Below are 5300 nucleotides of genomic sequence, written 5' to 3' on the forward strand. Positions count from 1 at the left end.
ATTGCAGCCGCGAGTTCGTCGGGCGATTCGGAAAGCACGCCGGTGTCAGGGATTACAAGCTCGGGCAGCGAGCCTCTTGTCGCACCGAACACCGGTGCGCCGAAATACATTGCCTCGACCACAGCTAACCCGAACGGCTCGTCCCATAAAACGGGAAATACCAGACCGCGTGAGCTGTTTGCAACTCTTCCTTTCTCGTCATTGCCTACCATGCCGTGGAATTTGACATTCAGGTCCGGTGTGAAGCGGAATCCCATTTTAAGGTTAAGTCTGTGACCACCGAGCACATCCAGCCGTTCGCCTGACATGCCGGCTATCTTTATCGCTCCACGCAGGTTCTTCACTTTCCAGGCTGCTTTGCCGAGAAAAAACACCCCTTTGCGCCGAAGTCCGGGTGTAAAACGGGGATAGTCTTCCCAGTCAAGTCCGTTGTACACATATGCGGAGCCTCCGTGTCTCGACGCATGGTTTGCCGATACGAAAATGGTATTCGGATCCGGAAGCCTGCCGCCGGGTATGTTGCCGTGAACGGTGACTACATAAGGAATGTCGCGTTTCCCGGTCAATGCGCGGCTTATGCCATCGGCATAAGCCGCTGCCGGGAGTGGCGGCAATGCGTTCTGGAAGTGAATTATATCGAGGTTATCCGGAATCTGTGCCCATACCGACATGCCGGGACGGAGTTCAACGACTCTTGCGAAATCCGCTGCGGTGCCTTTCCCCGCTATGAGCGTGACCTCGTGTCCGGCACGGTGAAGAGCCTTAGCCAGGCTCCACACCACTCTTTCTGTTCCGCCGTATCTTTTCACTGGCAAAGAGCAGCCGATATGTAAACCGATTCTCATGATGATCTGCTTCTTGGCGTGCGTTTATCCCACGCACGCTCCGGGTGCTACCGGACCGGTGGGTCCGACCACTACAAGGTTTCCGTCGCTGTTCACTGCCGACAGTATCATTCCCTGCGATTCAATGCCCATCATTTTGCGCGGCTCGAAGTTGGCTATGAAGCAGATCTCTTTCCCTACAAGCACCGAAGGATCCTCATAGGAGAGGGCGATGCCGCTCAGGATCGTGCGTTTCTCCATGCCGTCTTCAATGAGGAACTGGAGCAGTTTCTTCGATTTCTTCACTTTGGAGCATTCCAGAACTTTTCCCACACGGATGTCAACTTTGTCGAAGTCTTCGTAGCTGCAGGTCTCCTTGACCGGTTCCGGTTTCCAGGATGCGGCTTCGTTGGCTTTCTTTGTGTCAAGAAGTTTCTGTATCTGTGCCTCTATGGGGGCGTCTTCGATTTTCTCGAAGAGAAGGTGCGGCTCTGATATTACAGTGCCTTCGCTTAGAAGATCGAATCTTCCCGCCATATCCCAGCTTATTTTCTCAAGTCCGAGCATTTTGCATAGATCCGCGCTCATGAATGGAGTGAAAGGCTCGAACGTGATTGCGAGATTGGCGCATATCTGAAGAGCGATATTCAGGATGGTCTTCACGCGCTCCGGCTCTGTCTTCCATAGCTTCCACGGCTCGGTGTCGGCGAGATATTTGTTTCCGGTCCTGGCAATGTTCATCGCTTCTTTCAGAGCCTCGCGGAATTTGAAGTTGTCGAAGTTCTCGCTCAGTCTTGCCACCGATTCCTTTATTTCGCGTATCGCCTCTTCGTCGATTGCCTGCAATTCGCCGCATGCCGGCACTTTGCCTTCGAAATATTTGTGGTCAAGAACCATTGCGCGGTTCACGAAGTTGCCGAGAATGGCAACGAGTTCGGAGTTGTTGCGCGCCTGGAAGTCTTTCCATGTGAAGTTGTTGTCTTTTGTCTCAGGTGCGTTTGCCGTGAGAACATAACGCAACACATCCTGCTTGCCGGGGAAGTCGGCGAGATATTCGTGAAGCCATACCGCCCAGTTGCGTGAGGTGGAGATTTTGTCATCCTCAAGGTTCAGAAACTCGTTGGCGGGAACATTGTCGGGAAGATTGTAGCTTCCGTCAGCCATGAGCATGGCGGGGAACACGATGCAGTGGAACACGATGTTGTCTTTGCCGATGAAATGGAGCATGCGTGTCTCGGGGTCTTTCCACCATTTGGTATAGTCGTCACCAACGAGGTCGATTGTGTTGGAGATATATCCGATAGGCGCATCGAACCAGACATAGAGCACCTTGCCGTCGGCTCCCTCTACGGGCACGGGTATTCCCCAGTCGAGGTCGCGGCTGACAGCGCGGGGCTGGAGACCCATGTCGAGCCATGACTTGCACTGACCGTAGACGTTGCTCTTCCATTCTTTGTGCTCTTCGAGAATCCATTTCTCAAGCGGTTTCTGCCATTTGTCAAGGGGGAGATACCAGTGTGATGTCTCCTTGAGAACGGGAGCGTTGCCGGTGATGGCTGACTTGGGGTTGATGAGGTCTGTGGCGTTAAGCGATGTGCCGCATGCCTCGCACTGGTCGCCATAGGCATTCTCATTGCCGCAGTGAGGGCAGGTGCCTGTCACATAGCGGTCGGCGAGAAATTGCCCGGCTTTCTCGTCATAGAGTTGCATGGATGTTTTCTCGATGAATTCACCCTTTTCATAAAGGCGGCGGAAGAAATCCGATGCGGTCTTGCGGTGGGTTTCGGAGGTGGTCCTGCCGTATACGTCAAAAGATATGCCGAGACCTTCGAAAGAATCCTTGATGATGCCGTGATACCTGTCGACTATATCCTGTGGCGTAACACCCTCTTTTTTAGCTTTGATGGTGATCGGCACTCCATGCTCGTCGCTGCCGCCGATAAGGAGCACTTCTTCTCCTTTGAGACGCAGGTAACGCGCATAGATGTCGGCGGGAACATATACACCGGCAAGATGTCCGATATGAACCGGACCGTTGGCATAGGGGAGAGCTGTCGTTATTAAGGTACGTTTGAATTCTTTCATATCTCTTTTTATGTTTTCCTGTTTTTGTGTTGAAAATCATGAACAAGTCCTGTCGGATTTGTTCAGTGCAAAATTAGCAAAAAAAATCCTCATTGCCAATATATTCACGAATGACTGTCATTCTCTTTCCTCCGGTCTGGCGTATGCGCCGAGTGTAGTATTGCCGGCTGCTGTGGCGGTGAGACGGTCTGTCCCGTCTATGTCTGTGACAAGCGGTCCTGTCACGAACTGCGGATTTCCCATGCCGATCACCGGGGAATCTGGCAAGACGTGATAGTTGAAATAGTATTTCGCTCTGTCGGTGAGGAAAAGGGGATCGCACTCCCACATGCAGTCGATGTAGTTGTCGTCGTTTTCTCCCCCTGATTTGAGCGATACGTTCCGGAAAAACACCTGTGAGCCTGTAAAATCTCCCTCGTTAAGATCTTTGGCGAGTCCATAGATTATTGAGTTTTCAAACGAGGCTTCCATCAGCGGGTTGGGGTTTGTCGCCGATTCCGCTTGGTCGGGAAGACAATGGTAAAGACTCAGCAGCGGTTCTGATATTGCCGAAAAAAGATAATTGTTGGCGATGGTGCACTGGATGAAGCTGTTTTTGCCGCCGTGGAGGCTGACCACGGCGTCCGCGGCTTCCGAAAAGCACACTCCGTATGCCTCGATTGCGGCGTATCGGGCTTCGAATGCGTGGGCTTGAGAATTGTGGAGCCATGAATTGAGAATCCGGAGTTTCAAGATGGAGGTGTCTCCGCATGAGTCCACGCGAAGTCCGGAGGCGGTGGAGCGCATGTCGGTATATTCTATGCGGTTGTTGAATGATTCCCTTGATATCCTGATTCCCTCCCATTGCCCGGCAAGGATGTCGTAACTGACATTCGGCAATACGTCGTCGAGTCTGTCGCCGCGCATATGTATAAGTTTGCCGGGTGCTCCGGTCGCTTCTATTCTTCCGTGTATTATCATCGATGCCCCGTCATGAAAAAGAAGACGGGTGTCGGGTTCTATGGAAAGCGTGGCTCCTTTGTCTACTACGAGGGAGTCGAAGACGATATAGGGAAGGTCGGCGGTAAAGCGGGTGTCTTCGGTGATGCGGTNGCATTTCAGACGCGTCACATTCTGACCGTAGGCTTCCAGCAAGACGGTCTGGGTGACTCCGTTTGTCACGAATTCAAGCTCATCCTCTACCCTGTATGGCTCCTTGTTCTGAGTCTCCGGTATAAAACATTCGATAAACATGAATATCGAGTCTTCTTTCCATATCTCTACATCATGGAAGTCTTTGCCGCTCACTCCGTCTACGTTGATGCGGAAGTTGGAATCCGGATTCCTGAGACGTATCGAGGAAATGACGATTCCTTTTTTCGCGCGGTTCGCCACAATCAGCCGTGCGGTCGGGGTGCCGAGGTCGGTGAAGACGGTGTCGAAGCTGACGGTGTCGCGTGAAAAGGTGAGTATGTCGTTGGGCGACGTGGAGACGGCATCACTTATACAGGAGGTGGCGGTTAAACCAATCCACCATATCATTGTCATAAAAAATAAGAAAGCTTTCTTCATAATATATTAAAAACGCTTCAGTGCCGTTGATATTATAGAACACCGCCGAGAGGCAGATATAAGATATTAAAGATACATGAAATATATGATTATTGCGGGGGAGGCGTCCGGAGACCTCCACGCGGCTAATGTTATAAAATCGCTCAGGAAGATAGACGCATCCGCCGATATCCGTTTTTTCGGCGGTGACCTTATGGCTAAGGAGGCGGGCAGAGACCCGGACCTGCATTATGATCAGATGAATGTGATGGGCTTCAGCGAGGTGCTGCGCAAGTTGCCTGTAATCCTCCGTAACCTGCGTCAGGCGAAGGCTCTGTTGCGTGAGTTCCGTCCCGACGCGTTGATTCTTGTGGATTATCCCGGATTCAATCTCAAGCTGGCTAAGTTCGCGCATAAGTTGCATGTGCCCGTGCATTATTTCATCTCACCAAAGGTCTGGGCTTGGAAGGAATGGCGCGTAAAAAAAATAAAAAAATATGTTGACCGACTCTATTCGATTCTTCCGTTTGAGGTCGGTTTCTATAAGAAACATCATTATGATGTGACATATGTGGGAAATCCTTCGGTACAGGAGATTGCCTACAGCCTCGGTCACATCCCCCCAAAGAAACATTTCATGGAGCGTCAGGGACTTGATGATCCACGTCCGATTATCGCTCTGCTTCCAGGGTCGCGCCGGGGAGAGATCCGCAACAATCTCCCTCTGATGATTGCGGCGGCAAAGCGTTTTCCGGAATTTCAGTATGTTGTGGGCGCAGCTCCGGCTGTGGGTGAGAAATTCTACCGGGAGGTGGCTCAGGATCCGGGACTTAAGGTGACGTTCGGTTCTACTCACACGCT

Annotated in this window: 3 protein-coding genes; 1 reads left to right on the forward strand and 2 read right to left on the reverse strand. The window is 51.7% G+C overall.

Annotation, left to right across the window (positions count from 1 at the left end; genetic code table 11):
- A partial coding sequence (locus tag JX312_RS08855) for a glycosyltransferase (protein ID WP_204457746.1) occupies nt 1–845 on the reverse strand: 845 nt, incomplete at its 3' end.
- A gap of 24 nt (nt 846–869) precedes the next feature.
- Entirely contained in the window at nt 870–2909 is a 2040-nt protein-coding gene (gene metG / locus JX312_RS08860; RefSeq protein WP_128707539.1) for a methionine--tRNA ligase, read from the reverse strand.
- A 1627-nt stretch (nt 2910–4536) separates the two neighbouring features.
- On the opposite strand from metG, the gene JX312_RS08865 reads away from it, so the two are divergent.
- On the forward strand, nt 4537–5300 hold a 764-nt coding region (locus tag JX312_RS08865; RefSeq protein WP_204457747.1), incomplete at its 3' end, for a lipid-A-disaccharide synthase.

The sequence above is a fragment of the Barnesiella sp. CU968 genome (assembly GCF_905219685.1).
Lineage (GTDB): Bacteria > Bacteroidota > Bacteroidia > Bacteroidales > Muribaculaceae > Lepagella > Lepagella muris_A.